At 30.1% G+C, this 26,352-nt stretch carries 23 protein-coding genes and 1 tRNA gene; 15 read left to right on the top strand and 9 right to left on the bottom strand.

Going from position 1 to position 26,352, the window contains the following annotated elements; genetic code table 11:
• The first annotated feature begins 2 nt into the window (after positions 1-2).
• Complete coding sequence (locus H9I45_RS12765) at positions 3-923, top strand: alpha/beta hydrolase (RefSeq protein ID WP_088353841.1); 921 nt, start codon at positions 3-5, stop codon at positions 921-923.
• Positions 924-1,605: 682 nt separating this feature from the next.
• Here the strand turns inward: H9I45_RS12765 and H9I45_RS12760 are convergent.
• Positions 1,606-1,678, bottom strand: a tRNA-Met gene (locus tag H9I45_RS12760).
• 170 nt (positions 1,679-1,848) lie between these two features.
• On the opposite strand from H9I45_RS12760, the gene era reads away from it, so the two are divergent.
• Positions 1,849-2,733 (top strand): GTPase Era, encoded by an 885-nt coding sequence (gene era / locus H9I45_RS12755; protein ID WP_088353839.1) that lies wholly within the window; start codon positions 1,849-1,851, stop codon positions 2,731-2,733.
• A 71-nt stretch (positions 2,734-2,804) separates the two neighbouring features.
• On the opposite strand, the gene H9I45_RS12750 is transcribed toward era, so the two are convergent.
• Positions 2,805-3,323, bottom strand: coding sequence for a GTP-binding protein (locus H9I45_RS12750; RefSeq protein ID WP_088353838.1), 519 nt, complete (start codon positions 3,321-3,323; stop codon positions 2,805-2,807).
• An 82-nt stretch (positions 3,324-3,405) separates the two neighbouring features.
• Between H9I45_RS12750 and der the strand changes: the two genes are divergently transcribed.
• Entirely contained in the window at positions 3,406-4,716 is a 1,311-nt protein-coding gene (gene der / locus H9I45_RS12745; protein ID WP_088353837.1) for a ribosome biogenesis GTPase Der, read from the top strand.
• Positions 4,717-4,995: 279 nt separating this feature from the next.
• The gene (locus H9I45_RS12740) at positions 4,996-7,383 is read left to right on the top strand and encodes a GAF domain-containing protein (RefSeq protein WP_088353836.1); all 2,388 of its coding nucleotides are present in this window, start codon (positions 4,996-4,998) and stop codon (positions 7,381-7,383) included.
• Here H9I45_RS12740 and H9I45_RS12735 read toward each other — a convergent pair.
• Positions 7,380-8,582 (bottom strand): Pycsar system effector family protein, encoded by a 1,203-nt coding sequence (locus tag H9I45_RS12735; RefSeq protein ID WP_088353835.1) that lies wholly within the window; start codon positions 8,580-8,582, stop codon positions 7,380-7,382. The genes H9I45_RS12740 and H9I45_RS12735 overlap by 4 nt on opposite strands.
• Before the next feature lie 186 nt (positions 8,583-8,768).
• On the opposite strand from H9I45_RS12735, the gene msrB reads away from it, so the two are divergent.
• From msrB to H9I45_RS12685, 10 genes are all read left to right on the top strand, one after another.
• On the top strand, positions 8,769-9,227 hold the full coding sequence (gene msrB / locus H9I45_RS12730; protein ID WP_088353834.1) for a peptide-methionine (R)-S-oxide reductase MsrB: 459 nt from the start codon (positions 8,769-8,771) through the stop codon (positions 9,225-9,227).
• Positions 9,220-9,759, top strand: a complete 540-nt coding sequence (msrA, locus tag H9I45_RS12725; RefSeq protein WP_088353833.1) for a peptide-methionine (S)-S-oxide reductase MsrA — start codon at positions 9,220-9,222, stop codon at positions 9,757-9,759. The genes msrB and msrA overlap by 8 nt, the downstream gene beginning before the upstream one ends.
• 267 nt (positions 9,760-10,026) lie before the next feature.
• The gene (locus H9I45_RS12720; protein ID WP_088353832.1) at positions 10,027-11,583 is read left to right on the top strand and encodes a protein adenylyltransferase SelO; all 1,557 of its coding nucleotides are present in this window, start codon (positions 10,027-10,029) and stop codon (positions 11,581-11,583) included.
• Between the two features lie 159 nt (positions 11,584-11,742).
• Entirely contained in the window at positions 11,743-11,994 is a 252-nt protein-coding gene (locus H9I45_RS12715; RefSeq protein WP_088353831.1) for a peptide methionine sulfoxide reductase, read from the top strand.
• 1 nt (position 11,995) lies between these two features.
• Positions 11,996-12,940, top strand: a complete 945-nt coding sequence (locus tag H9I45_RS12710; RefSeq protein ID WP_088353830.1) for an aldo/keto reductase — start codon at positions 11,996-11,998, stop codon at positions 12,938-12,940.
• Complete coding sequence (locus H9I45_RS12705) at positions 12,931-13,431, top strand: peptide-methionine (S)-S-oxide reductase (protein WP_088353829.1); 501 nt, start codon at positions 12,931-12,933, stop codon at positions 13,429-13,431. Before H9I45_RS12710 ends, H9I45_RS12705 begins: the two co-directional genes overlap by 10 nt.
• A 37-nt stretch (positions 13,432-13,468) precedes the next feature.
• Entirely contained in the window at positions 13,469-14,488 is a 1,020-nt protein-coding gene (locus H9I45_RS12700; protein ID WP_088353828.1) for an XdhC family protein, read from the top strand.
• A 2-nt stretch (positions 14,489-14,490) separates the two neighbouring features.
• On the top strand, positions 14,491-15,090 hold the full coding sequence (locus H9I45_RS12695; protein WP_088353827.1) for a nucleotidyltransferase family protein: 600 nt from the start codon (positions 14,491-14,493) through the stop codon (positions 15,088-15,090).
• Positions 15,091-15,171: 81 nt separating this feature from the next.
• Positions 15,172-18,798, top strand: a complete 3,627-nt coding sequence (locus tag H9I45_RS12690; protein ID WP_340936257.1) for a metallophosphoesterase — start codon at positions 15,172-15,174, stop codon at positions 18,796-18,798.
• A 6-nt stretch (positions 18,799-18,804) separates the two neighbouring features.
• Complete coding sequence (locus H9I45_RS12685) at positions 18,805-19,188, top strand: DUF423 domain-containing protein (protein ID WP_088353825.1); 384 nt, start codon at positions 18,805-18,807, stop codon at positions 19,186-19,188.
• Here H9I45_RS12685 and H9I45_RS12680 read toward each other — a convergent pair.
• The 6 genes from H9I45_RS12680 to H9I45_RS12655 form a co-directional block, all read right to left on the bottom strand.
• Positions 19,185-20,030, bottom strand: a complete 846-nt coding sequence (locus H9I45_RS12680; protein ID WP_088354041.1) for a hypothetical protein — start codon at positions 20,028-20,030, stop codon at positions 19,185-19,187. The two genes, H9I45_RS12685 and H9I45_RS12680, sit on opposite strands and share 4 nt — an antisense overlap.
• A gap of 120 nt (positions 20,031-20,150) precedes the next feature.
• A complete protein-coding gene (locus H9I45_RS12675; protein ID WP_088353824.1) occupies positions 20,151-20,972 on the bottom strand; it encodes a TPM domain-containing protein in 822 nt (273 codons plus the stop codon).
• 4 nt (positions 20,973-20,976) lie between these two features.
• Complete coding sequence (locus H9I45_RS12670; protein WP_088353823.1) at positions 20,977-21,411, bottom strand: TPM domain-containing protein; 435 nt, start codon at positions 21,409-21,411, stop codon at positions 20,977-20,979.
• 6 nt (positions 21,412-21,417) lie between these two features.
• A complete protein-coding gene (locus H9I45_RS12665; RefSeq protein WP_088353822.1) occupies positions 21,418-22,014 on the bottom strand; it encodes a LemA family protein in 597 nt (198 codons plus the stop codon).
• A 142-nt stretch (positions 22,015-22,156) separates the two neighbouring features.
• Positions 22,157-22,486 (bottom strand): MerR family transcriptional regulator, encoded by a 330-nt coding sequence (locus tag H9I45_RS12660; RefSeq protein WP_088353821.1) that lies wholly within the window; start codon positions 22,484-22,486, stop codon positions 22,157-22,159.
• A gap of 117 nt (positions 22,487-22,603) precedes the next feature.
• On the bottom strand, positions 22,604-23,572 hold the full coding sequence (locus tag H9I45_RS12655) for a M23 family metallopeptidase (protein ID WP_088353820.1): 969 nt from the start codon (positions 23,570-23,572) through the stop codon (positions 22,604-22,606).
• 161 nt (positions 23,573-23,733) lie between these two features.
• Here H9I45_RS12655 and alaS point away from each other — a divergent pair, with 161 nt between their 5' ends.
• The gene (gene alaS, locus H9I45_RS12650; protein ID WP_088353819.1) at positions 23,734-26,352 is read left to right on the top strand and encodes an alanine--tRNA ligase; all 2,619 of its coding nucleotides are present in this window, start codon (positions 23,734-23,736) and stop codon (positions 26,350-26,352) included.

Raw genomic sequence — 26,352 nt, 5'->3', positions numbered from 1 at the left:
AAATGAAAAAAATACAAAAGGTCGTAAATGTAGTTTTTTTTTATGTATGTAGCTTATGTAATGCCCAAAGCATTGAAGTTAATCTATGGAATGGAACAATTCCAAATGCCATTAATAACTCAGAATTTAAAGAGATTAAAGTATTTAAAGATTCAATTTTAAATAAAACAAGTCAAGTTTCTGTTCCAACAATAACAATTTTTAAACCAGAACAACCAAATGGAACTTCTGTGGTTATTTTTCCTGGTGGAGGCTACAAACATTTAGCAATAAACAAAGAAGGCTATAAAGTAGCAAAGTTTTTAAATAATTTAGGCATTACAGCTTTTGTATTAAAGTACAGGTTGCCTAATAATATTATAATGAAAGATAAGAAAATTGGGCCTTTACAAGATGCGCAAGAGGCAATTCGTTTTGTGAGAAGAAAAGCTGAAATTTGGAATTTAAATAAAAATAAAATTGGTGTAATTGGTTTTTCTGCTGGCGGACATTTAGCTGCAACTTTATCTACACAATTTAATAAAACTGTTTACAAAATGAAGGACGATGTTACTTCAAAAATTAATTTTTCAATTCTTATTTATCCAGTAATTTCTATGGAAGATTCAATTACTCACAAAGGGTCCAAAATTAATTTACTCGGAAAATTCGCTTCAAAAGAAAATACAGAAACATTTTCTAATGAAAAACGAGTTAGCACTTTAACACCAAAAACATTTCTAGTTCATGCAAGTGATGATAAATCTGTACCTATAGAAAATAGTCTACAGTATTATTTAGCGTTAAAAGTAAATAATATTCCTGTTGAAATACATATTTATGAAAAAGGAGGTCATGGTTTTGGTTTAGGGAAAAGTGGAACAAGTAAGTCTTGGACTTCGTCTTTAATAAATTGGTTAATAGAAAACGATTTAACTAATTAAAATAAATGAATCCCATATTCTTTTCCTAATTTAAAATGATCTTTGTTTTTTTTAATCATTTAGAAAATTCATTTCTTTGTTATAAAGGTGATGGGATTATCGAAATAAGTTTTCGCTTTTAACCATTTCTCAAAAAGACCTATATTGAATCTTATTTTGAATAAAAGATTTTTTGTTAAATATATTTGCTTTTAAATCTAAAGTCAATTCAAAAGCACTTAAAATAGATGTAACATTTGTATCTTTAATAGTTGGCTGTTGATGTACTATTTCTTTGTTGTTGCTCCTTGTTGTATGTCTTGAAAAAATAGCTTCTTCCAAAACAATATTAATTTCATAGGGATTAAAACCATATTGCAACAAAGCTTGTTCTATAGTCGTTAAAAAAAAGTTCCTTGTTAATTTTTAATTAGTATACGTATATTTTTATAAATTTTGCTTTACAAATTTTCCAGTTCCTGAATTTCGAAATAACAAACAAATCTTTAGGTAATGATTTTTTCTTTTGTAAAATGAGTATAAAATCAAGAGGAAATATCTACTCCTCCTGTGTAGATTTTTGAATCCAATAATTCATCTTCAAAGGCAAAACGTTTACGGTACGTAAAAGTAAGAAACTTAAAGACATAAAAAAACGGATTGTTCGTAAACAATCCGTTGATTCTAATAGCATTAAGCTTTGTAGCGGGAACTGGACTCGAACCAGTGACCTTCGGGTTATGAGCCCGACGAGCTACCTACTGCTCTATCCCGCGTTGTAATTTCCAATTCTTTCACTTTAGCTTTTAACTTGCGAGCCATAATATCGCCGAAATTATTGGACTGCAAATATACAATACAATGTAAATACTAACCAAACTTTATTTTAATTATTTTTTAATACACTAAAATTGAATGAACTGTAAAAAGGAATTATCTTTGCAGTATGACACATAAAGCTGGTTTTGTAAATATTATTGGAAATCCTAATGTTGGTAAATCAACGTTAATGAACGCGTTAGTAGGCGAAAAACTGTCTATTATCACTTCTAAAGCGCAAACAACAAGACACCGAATTTTAGGAATTGTAAACGAAGAAAATTATCAAATTGTGTTTTCGGATACGCCAGGAATCATAAAACCTGCCTATGAATTACAATCTTCGATGATGGATTTCGTAAAATCTGCCTTAGATGACGCAGATATTCTAATTTATATGGTAGAAGTTGGCGAAAAAGAATTAAAAAATGAAGCTTTCTTCAACAAAATAATTCATAGTGAAATTCCTGTGATTTTATTATTAAATAAAATTGATAAATCTTCGCAAGTTGAAGTGGAAGAAAAAATAGAATACTGGAAAAACAAAGTCCCAAATGCAGATGTTTTTGTAATTTCTGCCTTGGAAGGTTTTAATGTTTCTGAAGTTTTCGAAAAAATAAAGGAATTATTACCAGAATCGCCTGCTTTTTATCCAAAAGATCAATTAACAGACAAACCAGAACGCTTTTTTGTAAATGAGAAAATTAGAGAAAAAATTCTAATGCATTACAAAAAGGAAATTCCATATTCTGTAGAAGTGGAAACCGAAGAATTTACCGAAGAAGAGCATATTGTTCGAATTCGTTCTGTAATTATGGTGGAACGTGAAACTCAAAAAGGAATTATTATCGGTCATAAAGGCTCTGCTATTAAAAGAGTTGGCGCTGAAGCGAGAAAGGATTTAGAGAAATTTTTCGAGAAAAAAGTTTTTATAGAATTGTATGTAAAAGTCAATAAAAATTGGCGAAGCGATAAAAGTCAACTGAAACGTTTCGGATATAATCAAAATTAATAAAGAGTAATTTTAGTATTCAACTTCACTATAAACAAACATTTCATTTTATCAGCATGAAAGGTACTTTTTTAAATAATACCAATCATAAAATCATGTAAATCTTGTATTTGAGATTTCCCTGTGTCCTTTCCTATTTGCCCTAAAAAATAAAGTAATATCCAAATTAGAGGCAAAGCAATCATCATAATTACAGGAAAAACAAGCGATTCTTTTAGAGACAATCTTGTGTATAATAAAACACAAAACCCTAAAAAAGAAATTCCTATTACAAAATGTACGAACATAAAAAGCGTCCAAACTTGAGGTTTTGGTCCAAATAAACCTTTTAATTCAGTTTCTTTATTTTCTTTTTCTACAAGTTCTAAATGCAATTGTGGTGACCAAAAATGCTCCTCTTTCTGTGGAACATTTATAAAAATATGGCTGTCTACAATATTCCCTCTCATTGGATTATCATCTTTTTTAAATGCATCTGAAAACCTATTTAATAAAACTTCAGCATTTTCTTCTAAATCAATAGAAAAACGAGGTCTTAGAAATAATTCGCTATTTCTTTTTTCAATAAGGAGCGTTTTTTTATCACTCATAAAAAACTGATTTTATAACTGTCTAAAATTACGATTAATTATCATACAGTAAATTGTATCTTTGCAAAAAATTTCAATTAAGATGAATAGCATTGTTGCCATTGTAGGAAGACCAAATGTAGGGAAGTCAACACTTTTTAACAGATTAGTACAGCGTAGAGAAGCAATTGTAGATTCTGTAAGCGGAGTTACAAGAGACAGACATTATGGAAAATCGGACTGGAATGGAAAGGAATTTTCTGTGATAGACACTGGTGGTTACGCGATTGGTTCCGATGATATTTTTGAAGAAGAAATTAGAAAACAAGTAAATCTTGCCATTGAAGAGGCAGATTTAATCGTTTTTGTGGTCGATGTAGAAGAAGGAATAACTCCTATGGATGCAGAAGTTGCAAAAATACTTCGTAAAGTAAAAAAACCAATTTTTGTTACAGTAAACAAGGTAGATAATGCAATGCGTGATGCAGATGCAGTAGAGTTTTACAATTTAGGGTTGGGCGATTACCACACCATTTCTTCTATTAACGGAAGTGGAACTGGAGATTTATTAGATGCTTTGGCAGAAAAAATGCCAGCACCAGAAGAGAATGATTTAGAAAAAGAGGAATTACCAAGATTTGCTGTTGTTGGGCGACCAAATGCAGGAAAATCGTCTTTTATAAATGCTTTAATTGGGGAAGACAGAAATATTGTAACCAATATTGCTGGAACCACAAGAGATTCCATCGATACAAAGTACAACCGATTTGGTTTCGATTTTAACTTAATCGACACTGCAGGAATTAGAAAAAAATCGAAAGTAAAAGAAGATTTAGAATTTTATTCTGTTATGCGTGCAGTACGTTCTATTGAATATGCAGACGTTATTATTCTGGTTGTAGATGCCACTCGTGGTTTCGAAGGACAAGACCAAAACATCTTTTGGTTGGCAGAAAAGAACAGAAAAGGAGTTGTTATTTTAATAAATAAATGGGATTTGGTAGAGAAAGAAACCAATACCATGCGAGATTTCGAAGCAATGGTTCGAAAACAAATTGAGCCTTTTACAGATGTGCCAATCGTATTTACGTCCGTTTTAACGAAACAACGTATTTTTAAAGCCATAGAAACTGCAGTTGAAGTTTTCGAAAACAGAAAAAATAAAATTGCGACGAGCAAGTTTAATGATGCCATGTTAGACATCGTAAAAAGCTATCCACCACCAGCAATTAAAGGAAAATACGTAAAGATTAAATATTGTATGCAATTACCAACACAAACACCTCAGTTTGCGTTTTTCTGTAATTTACCACAATATGTTAGAGATCCTTACAAACGTTTTGTCGAGAATAAATTAAGAGAAATCTACAATTTTTCTGGAGTTCCAATTACTATTTATTTCAGACAGAAATAAAACCAATTTGTAACAAATTTTTATAATTTTTTGGGCGTTCGAGCGGGCTTTCCATTGCAATCTTTTGCCTTAAAAAAGGCAAAAGGATTTCCATTGCAATCCCTAACGCACTTACTCAATCCCTAAGATTGGAATAAAAATCCCTATTTAAAAAACTTGTGTATTAGTTGCAATCTCATTAATATTTGTTCCACTAAATTTTAATAAAAAGAAAGTACCATTAAGAAATTACGACCATTTATAAACAATTTTGTAAATTAGTAGAGTAAAAGAGAAAAAATGAAAATAATAGAATCGAGTTTAGTTTCTGGAGTAGAATTGCCATTGCAATTAAATATTTCTTTTGAGAAAGTTTTTGTTGTGTTTGAAAAATATGCTCAAAAAGAATACGAAAACCATCCATTTCACTCATCTGCAAAGGAAATGATTCTTCTTTTAGAGAAATACCCAGAACTAATAAATGGTTTTTCAGATTATTCTTTATTGGAAAAATATCACGAACCAATAAATTTATTATTAGACCCGCTTTTTCCAGAACCACTACTAAATAACGAAATAAAAGCAGTAAGTATCCCTTTTTCTTTTACATCCTTTAAATTTACCTCTCGTTTTGAAAACATTATAAAAAATGCAGGTGAAAATTATGAATTTACAGTAAGAAATTTCGAAGAAGAAAGCATGTATATTATGGCATGTACCTTTATATTAAGTTTTGTTTACGGCTATAATGTAGATGTTAAAAGACCTTTTTATTTCGATATTCCAGACAAAACAACTGGAACAATGAAATATTATAGAGCAACCTTTAATGCAGATTTTTCAGAAATTACAGCTACTAAAAACGCTCCTAATATCACACAAGAAGATTTTAGAGAACTTTTAAATAATTTTGATGACATAGATCTTTGGAAAGAAAAATTTCCTCCAAATAGTTATATTTTTAAAGGCTTTGGTATAATCAATTTATTCGATGTTACTTCCGAAGAAATGTTGTCTTCTATAAAAGCGAATTTATTAGGTGGTGGCGATAATTTAATCTTCCGACTTCAAAATAATTTACGAGATTTTTATAGTATTAGAGACTTAAAATTGGGCTATTCTATTTTCGACAAATTCAATGGAAAATTATGCGAAACAGTCGTTAATAAATCGAATAGTATTATTTTAAATAATGAAGACCAAATAATGTGTTCATCAGATTATTTCTGTCAGAATATTATTCAAAAAGTATTTGTAGACCACGAAACTTTTGTCATTTCCGATTTAGAAGAATATGGTAAAGCCACTGATAAAAATTCATTTTACAATAGTTTATACGACTCAGGTGTACAAAGTATTATCCTAATTCCTATTAAAGCTAATAATAGTGGCGATTTAGCTTTATTAGAAATCGCTTCTCCAAGAGCTTATGATTTAAACTCGGTAAATATTAACAAATTAAAAGATATTTTACCTGTTTTCGAAGCCGCTGTAAAAAGAACATCAGAAGAAAGACAGAATGTTTTAGAGGCAACAATTCAAGAAAACTACACCTCTATTCACAGTTCTGTAAAATGGCGTTTTTACCAAGCTGCACAAAAATATCATTTGGAGTCTCAATCAAATGACAACGCAAAATTAGACGAAATTGTTTTTAACGATGTCTTTCCTCTTTATGGACAAAGTGATATTAAAGGTTCTTCTGAAGCAAGAAACCAAGCAATTAGAGAAGATCTAATTACACAACTTACTTTGGCAATTTCTGTTTTAAAAGATGCTTGTAAAACTGAAAAACTTCCAATTTATAACGAGTTAATGTTTCGTGTTTCCACATTTTTAAAAGATGTAGAAGAAGAGTTAAATGCTGGAGACGAAATTAATATACTGGATTTTTTACAGAGAGAAATATATCCTGTTTTTAAGCATATTAAAGACATTAACAAACCACTTTCCAAAAAAGTAAGTATTTATATGAATCGTTTAGATGAAAATTTAAACGTCGTTTATGAAAAACGTAAAGATTACGAAAAAAGTGTAAACCTTATCAACCTTAAATTATCTAAATTTATAGACAAGAAACAAAAAGATGCGCAACAAATGTTTCCTCATTATTTCGAAAGATATAAAACGGATGGTGTAGAATTTAACATGTACATTGGACAATCCATCGCAAAAGATAAAAAGTTCGACGAACTTTATTTATACAACCTTCGCCTTTGGCAATTACAAACCATGTGCGAAATGGAAAATATTGCATTTTCTTTATTAGATAAAATGGAACATAACTTAAGAGTTGCTTCCTTGGTTTTGGTGCATAGTAATTCCATGGCAATTAAATTTCGAATGGACGAAAAACAGTTCGATGTAGATGGTGCTTATAATATTCGTTACGAAATTATTAAAAAACGTATTGACAAAGCTCACATAAAAAATTCTGAAGAACGTATTACTCAACCTGGAAAAATTGCAATAATTTACTCACAAGATAAAGATGCTTTAGAATATATTAAATACATAAATTTCTTACAATCTAAAAAGCAATTGGGCAAAATTGAGTATTTAGAATTAGAAGATTTACAGGGTGTTTCTGGTTTAAAGGCGCTTAGAGTAGAAGTTGTTTATCAAAAAGATTTTGATGAAAAGAAAACAATAACACTAAACGATTTAATAAAACAAATTGAAGCCTAAACTGGCATTCCTTTAAATTTAAAAGAAACCCCAAAGGCAATTACACTTACAATAATTCCAATCATAAAAACAGTATAAGTAAGACGTAATATTTTATATTTTCTATTTAACACTAAACCTAAAAAATACAAATCTTTAGTAAGTGAACCATATAAATAGTCTCTATCTGTCATCATTTCCGAGATTCCCCATTCGAAATCTTCCAATTTCATTTGATGGAAATTTCCAAAGAACAATAAGTTTACTTTTCGATTAGATACGTCTTCTTTCGTAAACTTTCCTTCAGTAACATTTGGTCTTGTCGCGATTATAGACAAAACCATAGAAACCACAGTAAATGCAACAAAAATAATTGTAGGAATTAACAAATGCGCATTCGAAGGATTATCTAACTTAGGTAATAAATTAGATAAAGCTAATGAGACAATAATTGCATTTACAGAAAGTAAAATATTGGCTTTAGTATCTGCAATATCACTTAAAGTAATATGGTTTCTTAAAGCAACTCTAAACATCGTTTCCACACCACGTTCTGGAACAATACTTTTATTTTTCTTTAAATCTAAAGCAACTTTTTTCTGTTTAAATTTTTTGTTCTCTTTTTTAAGTTTCTTTTGGTTTTTTAACAATTTTGCCAAGTTTTTCTCCTTGTCTTTACTCCAATTTTTTAAAGCAAAATCAGAATAATATCTATGTTTGTGAGTTAAAAAAGATAGATTTAATTCAATCCACTCTTCATTTGAATATTTTTTTCCTAAACCAAGCTCCCATTCTTTCCTTAATAAAGAAGTATAATCAAAAAATCTTTTTGAAGCTAAATGAGATGAATCTGCATCTTTTATAATTCCCTCCAAATTATTTTGTGGAAGATAATTCATCTTTGTTGCTAAAATTAATTGGCAAATAGTATTAATTCTATTTTCTGAAAAATTCTTTGTTTTCAAAAAATCTTTCGCAATTATAACGCTGTTTTCTTCATGGTTTTCAGATCCTTTTATATAACCTGCATCATGGAACCAAGCAGCGATTTCAAGATTATCTGCTTCAACTTTTATAATTTCTAAATTCTCTGCTAACTCTTTCGTTTTTTCAACTACTCTTTGCGTGTGTGCTAAATTATGATACACATAATTTGCATGTAATTCATCACTCAATAAACCGTAAACGAATTTTTCTACTTCAGCAATTAATTCAGTCATAAACATTTAATTTTCATACAAAAATAGTCAAATTTAATTGCCTTTGGTTTGTATATTATATTGTAAATTTAAGTAATGCTTTTGGTATTTCAAAATGAAATGTTCTTTGTAAGAAAACAACCCGTTTTTCGACTACATAAATATTATAAAGCATATATTATTAATTAAAAAGAAAGGAATTAACTTATGCTAACATGGAAAGATGTAATTAGATTTTCTACGAAAGGAAATCCAACACCAGAAAGAAGAGTAGAAAAAACAGATACTGAATGGAAAGAAATTTTAACTCCAGAACAGTTTAGAATTACAAGACAAAAAGGTACAGAAAGACCACATACAGGAGCTTTATGTAGTATTTACGACGAAGGGCAATACAATTGTGTTTGTTGTAATACTCCACTATTCGATTCTACTATAAAGTTCGATTCAAGCTCTGGTTGGCCAAGTTTTACACAACCAATTAAAGAAAATGCTATAAAATACCATAAAGATATTTCTTTTGGTATGGTTCGAGTAGAAGTAATGTGTAACACTTGCGATGCACATTTAGGGCATATTTTTCCTGATGGTCCAGAACCAAGTGGGTTGCGTTATTGTATAAACTCGGAATCTATGCAGTTGGAGAAAGAAGAAGGAAATGAATAATAAAAGTTTACAAATTGCCACATTAGGAGGTGGTTGTTTTTGGTGTACAGAAGCTGTATTCCAAGAAGTTAAAGGTGTAGAAAAAGTAGTTTCTGGTTATGCTGGTGGAAATGCACCAGGCAAACCAACATATAGAGAAATTTGCTCTGGGTTAACTGGACATGCAGAAGTAATTCAAATAACATTCGATTCAAATATTATTACTTTCGAAGACATTTTGGTTGTTTTTATGACCACACACGATCCTACAACTTTAAACCAACAAGGTGCAGATAGAGGTACACAATATCGTTCTGTAATTTATTACGAAAATGAAACGCAACACAAAATTGCAGAGGAAGTTATAAAACAAATTCAGCCTTATTATTCTAATAAAATTGTAACAGAAATTAGTCCACTACCAATTTTTTATGAAGCTGAACAAGAACATCAAAATTATTATAGAGAAAATACACAACAAGGGTATTGTAGTTTTGTAATTGAACCAAAATTGGCAAAATTGAGAAAATTATATGCGGATAAATTGAAGTAAGATGATTAAATTGTATGGCGCAGAAAGATGCCATAAAACCAAATATTATAAAACATTTTTAAAAACGCGTAATTTAGATTACGCGTTTTTAGATGTGCCCAAAATTTAGAAAATGCCAAAGAATTACGTAAATTGTATGAAAATGGAAAATTGAATTTTCCAACAATTACAATTGGTACAAAAAAGTTAAGAAATCCTTCTGATAAGGATCTTCAAAAATGGCTTATAAAACAACAAGAGATTTAAATCCCTTGTAACAAAAGACAAATGAAACTAAACATAAAACATACTTTTACAGAAAGTTTACCAGCAGATAAAAACTTAGAAAATTCGAGAAGACAAGTAGAAAATGCCGTTTTTTCTTATGTTTCTCCTAAGAAAACATCAAACCCGAAAGTGTTACATGTTTCTAAAGAAATGGCTTCTGAATTAGGAATTACCAAAGAAGAAACTAAAACCGATTTCTTTAAAAATATTGTTACTGGAAATGAAATTTATCCTGAAACAAAGCCTTTTGCCATGTGTTATGCTGGACATCAATTTGGAAATTGGGCAGGACAATTAGGAGATGGAAGAGCCATAAATTTGTTTGAAGTAGAACACAAAAACAAGAATTGGAAAGTGCAATTAAAAGGTGCTGGAGAAACTCCATATTCTAGAACTGCAGATGGTTTGGCGGTTTTACGTTCGTCCATAAGAGAATATTTGTGCAGTGAAGCAATGTTTTATTTAGGCGTTTCAACAACGCGTGCTTTGTCTTTAAGTTTATCTGGAGACCAAGTTTTAAGAGATGTTTTATATAATGGAAATCCTGCCTACGAAAAAGGGGCAATTGTTGCGAGAACAGCGCCAAGTTTTTTACGTTTTGGTAATTTTGAAATCTTTTCTTCGAGAAACGATGTGAAAAACTTAAAAATATTGACAGACTACACCATAATAAATCATTTTTCCCATTTGGGAAATCCATCCAAGGAAACGTATATCAGTTTTTTTAAAGAAGTTTCTGAGCGCACTTTACATATGATTATCGATTGGCAAAGAGTCGGTTTTGTACACGGAGTTATGAATACAGATAACATGTCCATCTTAGGTTTAACTATCGATTTCGGACCTTATGGCTGGTTGGAAGGTTTCGATTTTGGCTGGACACCAAACACAACAGATCGCCAAAATAAACGCTACAGATATGGAAATCAGCCAAATATTGGTTTGTGGAATTTGTATCAATTAGCAAATGCTTTGTATCCTTTAATTGAAGATGCAAAACCTTTAGAAGAAATTTTGAACAATTATAAAGTAGATTTTGAAAAACAATCTTTTACAATGATGAAATCTAAATTAGGTTTATTTTCAGTTGATAAAAATGACATAGAATTGATTCAAAACTTAGAAGATAATTTACAATTGACAGAAACAGATATGACTATTTTCTTCAGAAATCTAAGCAATTTAGATGAAGATTCATCCAGCTTAAAAATTGTAGAAGATGCTTTTTACAATCTTGAAGATATTTCTGGCGAAGTGAAAAGCAGATGGAATTTATGGTTTCAAAATTATACAGAAAGACTTCAAAAAGAAACACTTTCACATGCTGAAAGAAAAGAAAAAATGGATGGGGTTAATCCTAAATATGTGTTGCGAAATTACATGGCACAATTGGCGATTGACAAAGCAGATGAAGGCAATTATTCTTTAATTGAAGAGTTATTTCAATTATTGAAAAATCCATACAAAGAACAGCCAGAAAGCGAAAAATGGTTTGTAAAAAGGCCAGAATGGGCAAGAAATAAAGTAGGTTGTTCTATGTTATCTTGTAGTTCTTAAAAAATTAAAAACTGTCATTTCGACCTTGTGGAGAAATCTATATCGAATCTCTAAATTAAAGATTTTTCGACTTCATTACATTTCGCTCAAAATGACAATTTCAAATAAAAAAACAGTCAGGTTTTTAAAACCTGTTAGGTATGATAAAGTTGACAAACAATGAAAGTTCTAAAAACCATACATAATTTACCTGAAGGTTATTCTGAGGGAATTTACGAGAACAAAAAATACAGCCTAACAAAACAAATTTTTAATGAAGGTAAATCATTTAAAATTTATGGTAAAGAATTAAAAGGCAACAATTTTATCAGCTTAAATTATTACATCACTTCTAAAAAAGAAATTTTAAAACCTTGTGAAATGCCAGCACAAAAAGTGATTCATTTTTTAGAAAACATTAAAATTATATAATATGAATTTAGGACTTGGAACAGCCGCTTTAGGAAGACCACAATACATAAATGTACGTCAAGAAAGTTGTGATAATTCTAATTTAGAAATTTTTAGAAAAGAAAGTTTTTTGGTTTTAGAAGATGCTTACAATTTAGGCATTCGATATTTCGATACTGCTCCAGGTTATGGTTTGGCAGAAGAATTATTGTTAGAATGGTTACTAACAAAAAACGATAAATCCATAGAAGTAGCAACAAAATGGGGTTATACGTACACCGCAAATTTTGATGCAAATGCAAAAATTCACGAAATAAAGGAACATAGTTTAGCCAAATTAAATGAGCAGTGGCAATTTTCTAAACAGCTACTGCCCTATTTAAAAGTGTATCAAATTCATTCTGCGACTTTAGAAACTGGTGTTTTAGAAAATACCGAAGTTTTAGAAAAATTGGCTTTTATAAAGAAAGAACACAATTTAAAAATAGGATTAACGACTACTGGAACTAACCAAGTTGAAGTAATTAAAAATGCCTTAAATGTTGTAGTTGATGGAGAACAATTATTCGACCTTTTTCAAGTAACTTATAATTTGTTGGACCAGAGTTTAAAAGAAATTTCAGCTGAATTAAATAATCAAAATAAAACGATTGTAATAAAAGAAGCTTTGGCAAATGGACGTGTTTTTCGGAATGAAAACTACAATCATTATTCCAAAATGTATGCTGTTTTAGAAAGTTTGGCGGAAAATTACAAGGTTGGTGTAGATGCTATTTCCTTAAAATATGGAAAACAAACCATTCCAAATGCTACTATTTTAAGTGGAGCAAGTAATTTTAAACAATTAAAAGAAAATTTAAAATTAGATTCTTTTACACTCACATTCGAGGAAATAGAAACATTAAATTCCTTTAAAATTGCGCCAGAATTTTATTGGAATGAAAGGAAAAATCTGCAATGGAATTAACAAAAATTGCTTTTGGTGGTGGCTGTCATTGGTGTACAGAAGCTGTATTTCAATCTATAATTGGTGTAGAAAAAGTGGAACAAGGATGGGTTTCTTCAACAAATGGAAATACTTCTTTTTCTGAAGCAGTAATAGTAGAATTTAATGTTTCCAAAATTGATTTAATAACCTTAATTGAAGTCCATTTATTAACTCATAAAAGTACGAGTAATCATTCTATGAGAGAAAAATATAGGTCTGCTATTTATTATTTTAAAGAAAATGAAGTTCAAGAAATTGAACAAATAATAGAAAAAATACAATCTAATTTTTCAGAGAAAATTATCACTAAAATATTAAAGTTTAAAGAATTTAAAGCTTCTACAAATGAGTTTCAAAATTACTTTCAGAAAAACCCACAAAAACCATTTTGTAAAAAATACATTCATCCAAAATTAGAGCTATTAAAGAAAAAGTATTCAAGTAAAGTTGTTATTTCGAATCCACTTTAAATTTTTATCTTAGTCCTTAGAAAACTACACACTTTTAATGATTCACGAACTTAAAGAAATTATAGAGAAAGCCATTATTAACGAACAAAAAGGATTAAAAAATGTCTTGGCAACTGTTGTGGATTTAGATGGTTCTTCTTACAGAAAACCTGGTGTTAGAATGTTAATTTCTGAAGACAATTCCTATACTGGAGCTGTAAGTGGTGGTTGCGTAGAAAAAGAAATTATACAAAGAGCAAAAACAGTTTTTAGAGACAATAAGCCAAAGATAATTACGTACGATGGAAGGTATAGATTAGGATGTGAAGGAATTTTATACATTTTGTTAGAACCTTTTTTTATCTCAAATTACTTTTTATTGGCTTTTTCTGAAGCTACAAAAAATAGAGAATCTTTTAAAATAACTTGTCTTTATTCTAAAGAAGATGAAGTTTTCGGGAATTTTGGTTCAGCAATTACTTTTAAAAATAATAAACAATTTTTATTTTCTGAATCCTTTCATCTTCAACATAAAAAAGAAGAATTTGTTTTTACGCAGCTTTTAGAACCTTCATTTAAATTAATTATTATTGGAGGCGAACATGATGCTGTGAAATTATGCAAAATTGCTTCTAATTTAGGTTGGGAAATCGATGTAATTACATCCGCTAAAGACAGTAAAAAATTAATCGATTTCCCTGGAGCAAATGTTGTAGTTGGAGAAAGCCCAGAAACAATTCAGTTTAAAAACATTAATACAAATACTGCCATTGTAATTATGAACCATAGTTACGTACAAGATTTAAAATATTTGGTAAAACTTACAGAATTCAACCCAAAATACATTGGTATTTTAGGGGCTCCAAATAGAAGAGAACGTTTATTTAACGAGCTTTTCGACTTTGCACCAGAAACTTCTGAAGAATTTTTAGACATAATTTACACACCTGCAGGTTTGCATATTGGTGCGCAAACACCAGAGGAAATTGCAATTTCTATTATTGCTGAAATACTATCTATTCTTAGAAAGAAAGAACCTTTTTCATTACGAAATTTATCAGGGAAAATTAATCAATAAAAATGGATAAAATCGCAATTTTAATATTGGCTGGTGGTCGTTCTTCTCGTATGAAAACTCCAAAACAACTTCTTAAAATTGGCGATAAGTATTTACTTGAACTCGTTTTAGAAAAAGCTTTTTCAATTCAAAAATCGAATGTTTTTTGTGTTTTAGGTAATAGTTCTAAAGAAATTCAAGAAAAAATATCTTTTAAAAATATAACTGTAATTTTAAATAAAAATTCAGAAAATGGTTTAAGTTCTAGCATTATTTCTGGAGTGAAATATATTCAGAAAAATGACTTAAGTTTTGACGGAATTTGCGTGCTTTTAGCAGATCAACCAGCTATAGAAAAAACTTATTTAAAAGCTATGTATCAATTATTTAAGAGTAATAATTCTAAAATAATTGCTTCAAATTATGGTAATATACTTGGAGTTCCTGTAATTTTCTCGAAAAAATATTTTCCTCAATTGTTATTGATAGAGGGAGACAAAGGTGCAAAAGAGTTCATAAATGCCAAAAAAAATGATGTTCTTTGTCCTGAATTGAATACAAATTTTATAGATATTGACACCAAAGAAGATTTCAATTCTTATAAAAAATCAATATTTAAATAATTTTTAAGACCTATGAAACTTTATAAATACGCTTTCTTTCTAATTATAATTTCCCTAATTTCTGCTTGTGCTACAATAAAAATGCAAGTTTCAAACGATCATAAATATGTTCCTAGAAAAGATTCTTCGAAAGTAATTCACTCTTTTTATTTAATTGGAGATGCAGGTAATTCAGATTTGTATCAAAAAGATTCTGCACTTTCTTATTTAGAACAAGAAATTAAATCGGCAAACAAGAATTCGACTCTTATTTATTTAGGAGATAATGTATATCAGAAAGGAATTCCAGATGAAAACTCAAAAAACTATAAACTTGCAAAATACCGTTTAAAAGTTCAAACAGATATTGGCAAAAGCTTTCCAGGTAAAACATTAGTTATCCCTGGAAATCACGACTGGTATAGTGGTTTAAAAGGTTTAAAAAGACAAGAAAAGTTAGTTGAAGAAGCTTTAGGAAAAAACACTTTTCAACCAGAAAATGGTTGTCCATTAGAAAAAATAGAAGTAAACGACGAGATAAACATTATTGTTGTTGACACACATTGGTATGTTACAAACTGGGACAATCACCCAGGAATAAACGACGAATGTGAAATAAAAACAAGAGAAAAATTCTTTGAAGAATTTGAAGGATTAATAAAAAAATCGCAAGGAAAAACAACACTTATTGCTTTACACCATCCAATGTTTACCAATGGACCTCATGGAGGTTATTATTCATTTAAAAGCCATATGAAACCTTTACCAGTTTTTGGTTCTGCTTTAAATATTCTTAGAAAAGCATCTGGAGTTACAAATACAGACCAACAAAACGATAAATACAATCATTTAAGAAAACGAATTATTAGTTTGGCACAACAGAACGAAAAAATAATTTTTGTTTCTGGGCACGAACATAGTATCCAATACATAGTACAAGATAATATACCACAAATTGTAAGTGGTTCTGGTTCTAAATTTACTGCGACAAAAAATGTAAATGGTGGTCTTTTTTCATACGGAACACAAGGTTTTGCAAGACTAGATGTATATGAAGACGGAGCTTCTACAGTTCATTTTTATACTGCAAAAGAGCGTAAAATAGTTTTTGAAGCCAATGTTTTCAAAAAAGATAGTGTTGTAGAATTTACAAATTTCCCAAACGCAAAACTTACAGAAAAAGAAGCTGGAATTTATAAAGATTCAGAAACTAAAAGAGGAAAGTTTTATAAATTTCTTTGGGGAAAAAGATATCGTAAATATTTTGGTCAAAAAATCGTAGCACCAACTGTAAATTTAGATACTTTATATGGAGGTTTAAAACCTGTTAGAAAAGGTGGAGGACATCAATCTAAATCTTTAAGATTAGAAGGTAAAGATGGTAGAGAATATGTAATGCGAGCTTTAAGAAAAAATGCTGTACAATATTTACAAGCTGTTGCTTTTAAAAACCAATATGTAGAAGGTCAATTTAAAAAAACATACACAGAAGACTTGTTGTTAGATGTTTTTACGGGATCTCATCCATATGCACCTTTTACGATTGATAAATTGGCAGAAGCCATAGATGTTTACCATACAAAACCAATTTTGTTTTATGTACCAAAACAGAAAGGCTTGCAAAAATTTAATGCAGAATTTGGTGATGAACTGTACATGATTGAAGCAAGAACTGCAGATGGACATGGAGATAAAAAGTACTTTGGTTTTTCTGATGAAATTATTAGTACAGACGATTTAAGAAAGAATTTAGCAAAAGACGAAAAGTACATTTTAGATGAAGCCTCTTATATAAGAGCACGTTTGTTTGACATGTTAATTGGAGATTGGGACAGGCATCAAGACCAATGGAGATGGGCAGAATTTAAAGAAGGGGAAAAAGTTGTTTATAGACCAGTTCCAAGAGATAGAGACCAAGCTTTTTCTATTTTTAGTGATGGTTTTTTAATGAATCTTTTAACAGGTTCCATTCCTGCTTTAAAAGGAATGCGTTCTTATGAGGAGGACATAAAAAGCCCACAACATTTTAGTATGTCTGCTTATCCATTAGACATGAGATTGATTCGAGAATCTAACAAAGAAATTTGGGACAAACAAGTTTCTATTATTCAAAATCAAATTACAGACAAAGTTATAGAAAGTGCCTTTTCTAAATTTCCAAAAGAAGTTAGAGATGAAAGTATCGACGATATTAAACGAAAATTGAAAGGAAGAAGAAAAAATCTTCAAAAAATTTCCGATAAATATTTTAAACACTTAAATAAGTTTCAAGTTATAACAGGAACTAATAAAGACGATTGGTTCGAAATTGAACGTTTTCGAAATGGCGATACAAAAGTTGCTGTTTACAGAATTAAAGATGGAGAAAAAGCAGATATTGTACATGAAAGAACCTACAAATATAAAGTTACCAAAGAAATTTGGATGTATGGTTTAGACGATGATGATGTCTTTCTTTTGAATGGAAAAAATGGAAATAAAACTATAAAATTGAAAATTATTGGGGGTTTAAATAATGATACTTACGAAATTAATAACAAGAAAAACGTAAAAGTTTACGATCAAAAGTCAAAGAAAAATACATTTAAAACAACTAATGTTCATAAAAAAATTACAGACGATTATAAAACAAATACATATAACTACAAAAAGTTAAAAAGTAGAAGTAATTTAATTTCTCCTGCAATTGGTTACAATCCAGATGATGGTATTAAAATCGGGTTAAAAAATACACTTTTAGTAAATAGTTTCGAAAGAAATCCATTTACTAGAAAACACATTATAGAAGGTTATTATTTTTTCGCAACAAATGGTTACGAATTAAAATACAATGGAGAATATGCCAATATTTTAGATCGTTTAAATTTAGGTTTAAATGCACAATTTAACAGCCCAAATTATGCTAGAAATTTCTTTGGATATGGTAATAATTCTTACAACCCAGAAGCAGATGATTTGGAAAATAGAAATTTTAATAGAGTTAAGATCAGAAAAATTCAAGTGGGTTCTTTTTTAAAATATAGAGGAGATTTAGGTGCTGAAATTAAATTAGCTGCTAATTTTCAAAATTTTGATGTTGAAAGAACTTCTAATCGTTTTTTAGAAACACAGTATTTAGCAACAAACAAAATCTTTAAAGCCCAAAATTTCTTTAATACAGAAGCTAGTTATTATTACCAACATTCAGACAATCCTGCTTTTCCAACTTTAGGTGTAGAATTTAATGCATTATTGGGGCATACAAGAAGTTTAAATAGCAAACGTAATTTCTCTTACGCCACAACATCCTTAGGTATTACTCATAAAATAATACCTAATGGAAAATTAGTTTTAGCTTCTAAGGTAGATGGACATTTTACTTTTGGAAATGATTTTGAATTTTACCAAGCCGCAACAATTGGAGGAAATGAAGGTTTACGTGGTTATAGAAACGAACGTTTTACTGGAAAGAATGCATTTTATCATACAACAGATATTCGCTATAACATTAGCAACCTAAGAACTGCAATTCTGCCAATTAATATTGGTGTTTATGGTGGTTTCGATTATGGAAAAGTTTGGGAATCTCCAGATAACATTGTATTTGCTCCATTAGATTCTCCAACTCCAAATACATCTTATGGTGGAGGATTTTTCTTAAACGCAGCAAATATGCTAACCACAAGTGTTGGTGCGTTTAACAGTAGTGATGGTTTAAGAATAACATTTAGTTTAGGTTTCGATTTTTAGAAAAATATGAGTCAGCAAGGTTTACTTTTTGGAGCGTTCTTTGGATGCTTAGCAATTATTTTAGGTGCTTTTGGAGCACATTTATTGAAGAAAAAATTAAATATAGAGCAGTTACAAAGTTTTGAAACTGGCGTAAAATACCAAATGTATCACGCAATTGTATTGTTGATTTTAGGATTTCAATTAAACTCGGAAATTCCAATTGACAGATATATTATCCATGCTTTTATAATTGGTGTTTTCTTGTTTTCGTTTTCTATTTATGGTTTGGTAATTTCTTCTGTAAATAATAAAAAACTACGTTTTTTAGGACCAATTACACCTTTAGGAGGTTTGTTTTTAGTTGCAGGTTGGGCTTTGTTATTTTACAAGTTTGTGATTCTTTTTTAAATCTTCAACTCATATAAGTTACCTCCAGCTCCGTGCGCTTTTTCGTCTGTAATTAATAAGGTATTGTTGTCTTTAAAAGTAATGCCTTCTTTTTGAGAACGATGTGTTAATTCAATCTTTTGAACCTTTCCTGAGAGGAAATTATCCTCTTTAAAATCAGTAAAGATTAGTACATTTTTCTGAGATAATAATGCTACTTTTTTTCCATCTTCAGAAATATCTGCAGAAGTTATCCAACATTCTAAACTGCTACAGTTTTCGAATTCTCCTACAATTTCTGCTACGTATTTTCCTTTTTTAGCAGGAATTTTATACATCGTTGTTTTTCCGTAATTTCCTTTTACTCTACTTTTGGTAAAAATATAAAGTGATTTTTTAAAGTAGAAAAAACCTTCAGTATCAAAAAACTTATTTTTCTTTTTAGGTGGAAATTTAGTCTGATTCGGATATTCGAATTCAATTTCGTCTACTTCAGCATTCTTTTCATCCAACTCATTTTGTTCGACAATAATAATAGACAAATTTTTTCTTCTGTTTAAGTTGTTTCCGAAATCGCCAATGTAAATATTTCCTTTTTCATCGGAAGTTAAATCTTCCCAATCGTGGTTTTTGGCTTTAATGTAAATCTCTTTAATGATTTTTCCTTTTTCATTTAAACCAAATAATTCTGGTTTATTTCCTCCATCATTTATCATCCAAATTAAATCAGATTTTGCTACAATTTCAGTTCCAGAAACTTCTTTTAAATCTTTAGGCAAATCTGCCAACATTTTTAATTGCCCGAAATTCTGACAACTCATCAACAACAAAAAACTAAATACAAACGAAATTTTCTTTAACATAAATACAATTATTTTTTTCTTAATAATCATCAAAAAGCGTTCCGTTTTTCCTTGTTAAAAATAAAATTTGAAGTATAAATTTTCTTTGAGAAGGTTAAATTTTCAAGAAAGAAAGATTATTTACCAGCTTCCACCTGCTCCACCACCACTAAATCCACCACCACCAAATCCGCCACCAAAACCTCCTGACGAACCTCCAAAACCACCTCCAGAAGAAGAGCCTCCAAAGCCACCACCAAAACTTCCTCCACCTCTACCAGCGTTGCTTAAAATAATAGTATCGAAAATTGTATCTGCTAAAGAACCTCTTCTAAAGCGTTTTCCTCCACTTCCATTATTTTTATTTCCTCTAGAGATTAAAATAATAAATATGATAATTATTAAAATAAAAAATATAATTCCAGGGTCGAAACCTTTCGCATTTTCTTTGCGAGATCCTTTATATACGCCATTTAACAGTTGAAAGATTGCATCTGACCCTTTGTCTAATCCACCATAAAAATCGCCTCTTTTAAATTCTGGAATAATTACATTTCTTGTAATATCTCCAACGATTCCTGCAGTTAAAATTGGCTCTATTCCATAACCAGGAGCAATCCAAATTTTACGATCTTTTTCGGCTAATAAAATAAGTATTCCATTGTCTTCTTTGGCTTGACCAATTCCCCATTTTTGTGCCCATCTTGGAGCAAGAATTCCAATACTCTCGTTCTTTGTGGTTTCAATAATTATAACAACAATTTGTGTGGATGTAGAATCTGAATATCGAACAAGTTTATTTTCTAAACTTGTTTTTTGATTATCTGAAAGAAGTTTTGTGTAATCGTAAACGCTTGTTTGAAATTTCGGTTTCTCTGGAACAGTAAATTGCCCAAAAATTAATTGAGTGGAAAAAATTCCAAATAAGAATATTACGACTTTAATTGATTTCAAGAAATTCATTTAATTATTTAGAAATTTCATTAGATAATTCGTTTTCATCATCAATTTGCCAAGGAAAATGATCTTGTAATTCTTCTCCAGCTTTTAAAATTCCATCAACAATACCTTGTTTAAAATTTCCTTTTTTAAAGTTATTTTGAATTACGTCTTTGGTGGTATCCCAAAAGTCTTTGGGAACCACTTTATTTATTCCTTTATCGCCATAAATAACAAATTTTTTATCATTTACAGCAACATAAATTAAGACGGCATTAGCGTCTTTTGTATTGTCCATCTTTAACAGATGAAATACTTCTAACGCACGTTCATAATGGTCTTTCTCGGAAGAAGCTTCAATATGCACACGTATTTCGCCAGAAGTATTTGTCTCTGCTATTCTAATCGCAGAAATAATTTCCTTTTCTTCTGCTGGACTAAGAAATTCTTCTACTTTAGACATCTTTTATTATTTACTAAAATCTACTTTAACTGGGTTTTCTGCTCCTGCTTCTGACTGGAAATATGGTTTTCCTTCAAAATTAAACCAACCTGCTAATATTGAGTTTGGAAACGTTTTAACGTGATTGTTAAAAGGCTTAATATTTTCGTTATAACGAGTTCTTGCTGTTAAAATTTGGTTTTCTGTACTTGCTAATTCGTCTTGTAATTTTAAGAAATTTTGATTCGCTTTCAAGTCAGGATATCTTTCGACAGTTACCAACAAACTTTTTAAAGCGCCACTTAAACCACCTTGTACTTTATTAAATTGTGCTAATTGTTCTGGTGTAATATTAGATGGATCTATGTTTACAGAAGTTGCTTTTGCTCTTGCCTCAATTACTTCTACTAAAGTTCCTTTTTCGTAATCTGCAGCTCCTTTTACAGTATTTACTAAATTTCCAATTAAATCTGTTCTTCTTTGGTACGCAGTTTCCACATTACCCCAAGATTCAGATACATTTTCGTTTAATTTTACTGCAGTGTTATTAAAACCTACTGCCCAACTGTAAATTGCATAACCAATTATAGCTATAACTATTACTGGAATTAACCATTTTTTCATAATTTCTATTTTTAAATTTGTTAGTTGATTTTTTTTTATTGCTTCAAAAATACCTAATATTCGTGAGAATTTAAAGATTATTAGAGCTATTATCAATTATTAGAGCTATTATCAATTATTAGACACAGAAATACATATTCTGTTACAATTGATTTTTAATTTTATTCAATTCTGCTTTTACAGATTCTAATCTTGTAATTATTTCGTGCTTATTAAAGGTAGATTCTGGGTTTTTCTTCAGCTTTTGTTTTGCTCCTTCTAAAGTAAAACCTCTTTCTTTTACTAAATTAAAAATTAGCTTAAAATTTACGATATCATCTTGCGTAAAAAGGCGGTTACCTTTCGCATTTTTCTTAGGTTTTATAATATCGAACTCTTTTTCCCAAAAACGAATTAAAGACGCATTCACGTTAAATGCTTTTGCAACTTCGCCAATTTTATAGTATCTTTTTTCTGGTAAATCTACATGCATACTGTGGGTTCAAGGTTTGTTTTGGTTTTGGGTTCAAGATTCAAAGTAAATGAATAAGTTTTAGAAAAAATCTCTTTTTTTTAAGATATTCATTTATTGTCACTCCCAACTTCCAATTTAATCATAAGACTGCCCTTCTATAGCAGCTGCTTTTTGCATCGCTTCGAATTCGTCTGGAGTTAAATCTCCATAATAAAAGTAAATAGGATTTACGGCTCTGTCGTTTTTATGAACTTCGTAATGTAAATGTGCTGCTGCAGATAAACCCGTATTTCCAACATAACCAATTAAATCGCCACGTTTTACTTTTTTCCCTTTTCTAGTTTTTATCATACTCATGTGTGCATATATCGTTTTATAACCATAACCATGGTCTATATAAACAACATTTCCAAAAGAACTACTTCTTTGTGCACGAATAACTTTTCCATTTCCAGTTGCGTAAATTGGTGTTCCAACTGGCGCTGTAAAATCCATTCCTTTATGCATTTTACGATATTTTAAAATAGGATGAATTCGCATTCCATAACCAGAAGCCATTCTTTTTAAATCTTCATTTTTTACTGGCTGAATCGCAGGAATTGACGCTAACATTTCTTCTTTTTCTTTTGCAAGAGCAACAATTTCGTCCAAAGATTTAGATTGAACCACCATTTGTTTCGATAAAATATCTACGTCTTTGGTAATCTTAGTAATCATTTTAGAATTATCGTAACCATCTAAATGCTTATATCTATTTACACCACCAAAACCAGCTTTTCTTTGTTCTTCTGGGATAGGATTTGCTTCAAAATAAGATCTATAAATATTATCGTCTCTTTCTTGAATTTGTGCTAAAATCCCAACATTTTCTTCAATTCTTTTTGAAAGTATTTCGTAATTCAATTTTAAATTCTCATTCTCTCTATTTAATGCTCTTTCATTCGGAGACATAATAAACTGACTAAAGAGAATAAAACCTATAAAAGCTATTAAAAAGATAGCAAAAATACCAAATACAGATTTCTTGAAGTAAGCACTTTTCTTTACAGCAATTTTTCTGTAAGAAAGCGTATCTGCATCGTAATAATATTTTACTTTTGCCATATTGGTAAATGTACTATTTTTGTTTTTAAATTCGTTTTTTTTATTAGAATCTCGTTTTTAATAACTCCCAAATTTACAAAATGTTTTACAACTGCTTTTTTAAGGTAGTTTTTTTTAGAAAATAATTAACAAAATTCAGTAAAATTAGAAACTTCAATTTTATGAAATCTCAAGATGTTCGTGCTACTTTTTTAAATTTTTATAAAGAAAAATCGCATTTAATTGTGCCTTCTGCACCAATGGTTACCAAAGACGATCCAACATTAATGTTTGTAAACTCTGGTATGGCACCATTTAAAGAGTATTTCTTAGGAAATGGAATTCCTAAAAAGAATAGGATTGCAGATTCTCAAAAATGTTTACGTGTTTCAGGAAAACACAACGATTTAGAAGAAGTTGGTTACGACACCTACCACCATACATTATTCGAAATGTTAGGGAACTGGTCTTTTGGAGATTACTTTAAAAAAGAGGCAATTGCTTGGGCTTGGGAACTATTAACCGAAGTTTATAAAATTGATAAAGACATTTTATACGTAACAGTGTTTGAAGGAAGTGAAGATTCCGATAAATTAAAAATGGATACTGAAGCATTTGATTTATGGAAAGAATTTATTGCTGAAGACCGTATTTTAAAAGGAAATAAAAAAGATAATTTTTGGGAAATGGGCGAACAAGGACCTTGTGGACCTTGTTCTGAAATTCATGTAGACATTCGTTCTGCTGAAGAAAAAGCGAAAGTAGATGGTCGAACTTTAATTAATGAAGATCATCCGCAAGTTGTAGAAATTTGGAATTTGGTTTTTATGCAATACAACCGAAAAGCAGATGGGTCTCTTGAGAATTTACCGAACAAACATATAGATACTGGAATGGGTTTCGAACGTTTGTGTATGGTATTACAAAACGTACAATCTAATTACGATACAGATGTTTTTACACCAATCATTAGAGAAATTGAAACCATTACCAACACAAAATACGGACATAATGAAAAGCAAGATATTGCAACTCGTGTAATTTCCGATCATGTAAGAGCTGTCGCTTTTTCAATTGCTGATGGACAGTTACCAAGTAATACTGGTGCTGGTTATGTAATTCGTAGAATTTTACGAAGAGCCGTTCGTTATGGATTTACTTTTTTAGATAAAAAAGAACCTTTTCTTTACAGATTAGTAGATGTTTTAAGCAAAAAAATGGGCGAAGCTTTCCCAGAATTAAAAGCTCAAAAACAATTGATAGAAAATGTAATTAAAGAGGAAGAAACTTCTTTTTTAAGAACTTTAGACCAAGGTTTGGTTTTATTGGATGCAATTATCGAAAACTCTTCATCTAAGGAAATTTCTGGAGAAAAAGTGTTCGAATTGTACGATACTTTTGGTTTCCCAGTAGATTTAACAGCCTTAATTCTTTCTGAAAAAGGGTTTACTTTAGATGAAAAAGGGTTCCAAGAGGAACTTCAGAAACAAAAAAATAGATCGAGAGCCGCAAGCGAAATGTCTACAGAAGATTGGACTATTTTGGTGGATGATGCAGTGGAAGAATTTATCGGTTACGATTCTTTAGATGCAAATGTAAAATTAACTAGATACAGAAAAGTTACTTCTAAAAAGGATGGCGAAATGTATCAATTGGTATTTAATTTAACACCTTTTTATCCTGAAGGTGGAGGACAAGTTGGCGATAAAGGTTATTTAGAAGATGTTCATGGAGATGTGGTTTATATTTTAGATACCAAAAAAGAAAATAATGTTATAATTCATTTTACGAAAAACCTCCCAAAGCATTTAAATGAAAGTTTTAAAGCAGTTGTAGATGAAAAACAACGTTACAGAACCGAATGTAATCATACTGCAACACACCTTTTACACCAAGCTTTAAGAGAGGTTTTAGGTGTTCATGTAGAGCAAAAAGGTTCTGCTGTACATTCTAAATATTTACGTTTCGATTTTTCTCATTTTTCTAAATTAACGACTGATGAATTGCGTGATGTAGAAGATTTTGTAAACGCAAGAATTGCAGGAAAACTTCCTTTAATTGAAAGAAGAAACATTCCTATGGAACAAGCTTTAAACGAAGGTGCTTTGGCTTTATTTGGCGAAAAATATGGCGATACTGTTAGAGCTATAAAATTCGGGAAATCGATGGAACTTTGTGGTGGAACGCATGTAAAAAACACTGGGGATATTTGGCATTTTAAAATAAAATCTGAAGGCGCTGTTGCATCAGGAATTCGAAGAATAGAAGCCATTACAAACGAAGCTGTAAAAGATTTTTATTATGATAATAATAGAACTTTATTCGAAATAAAAGATTTGCTTAATAATGCAAAAGAACCTGTAAAAGCTGTGCAAAAATTGCAAGAGGAAAATGCAAGTTTACAAAAACAAATAGAGCAACTTTTAAAAGATAAAGCCAAAAATTTATCTGGAGAATTAAAAAACCAATTGCAAGAAATTAATGGTGTTCAATTTTTAGCTACAAAGGTTGATTTAGACGCAAACGGAATTAAAAATTTAGCTTTCGATTTAGGAAAAGACCATAAAAATTTATTTTTATTATTCGCTACTGCTCCTAGTAAAGAAAAAGCAATGTTAACTTGTTATATTTCTAAAGAATTAGCCAACCAACGTGGTTATGATGCTGGTAAAGTTGTTAGAGAACTAGGAAAATTAATTCACGGAGGTGGAGGAGGACAAAATTTCTTCGCAACTGCTGGTGGTAGAAATCCTGGAGGAATTCCTAATGCTTTAGATAAAGCAAAAGATTATTTGGTTTAA

The organism is Polaribacter haliotis, assembly GCF_014784055.1.
GTDB classification, from domain to species: Bacteria; Bacteroidota; Bacteroidia; order Flavobacteriales; family Flavobacteriaceae; genus Polaribacter; species Polaribacter haliotis.
This window is presented reverse-complemented; position numbering and strand designations above follow the sequence as displayed.